Origin of the sequence: Helicobacter didelphidarum, from assembly GCF_003364195.1 — a bacterium.
Lineage (GTDB): Bacteria > Campylobacterota > Campylobacteria > Campylobacterales > Helicobacteraceae > Helicobacter_A > Helicobacter_A didelphidarum.
On record NZ_NXLQ01000224.1, the window covers coordinates 1 to 405 of the forward strand.

The following is a 405-nucleotide window of genomic DNA, read 5'->3' on the forward strand; positions in this document are numbered from 1 at the left end:
GTCATAAGGATAGAGACACAAGATGATAGTGGAGAGTTTATAGAGATAGTATTACCAGATAATGACAATGGTAGCACAAAATATAGTTACGATAATACAAATAACAACAATGATGATGAACTCAATACTTTACTCAATGAAGCAAAAGATATTCTCTATGAAATATTACCATTAAGCTCTCTACAATCAGCCTATGAAAACTTAAGTGCTAATGAGTATAAAGAAGCTTTAGGAAATGCCATCACAATACTACCACAAGCAAAAATATTGAAATCTGAAAAGATAATTGCTAAAGCTAAAAACATATATTCTAAAATAGAACAAATTATTGATAAAAACAAGAATAAAAAAGATGTAAAAATATTAAAGCCTCAATCTTTAAGTAGAGAAGAGGTGCTAGAGATA

1 protein-coding gene is annotated in these 405 nt (G+C 28.4%); it reads left to right on the forward strand.

The features are described 5' to 3' along the window. Positions 1-405, forward strand: a 405-nt coding sequence (locus CQA53_RS13020; RefSeq protein WP_181882489.1) for a hypothetical protein, incomplete at both ends; no start/stop codon positions are given.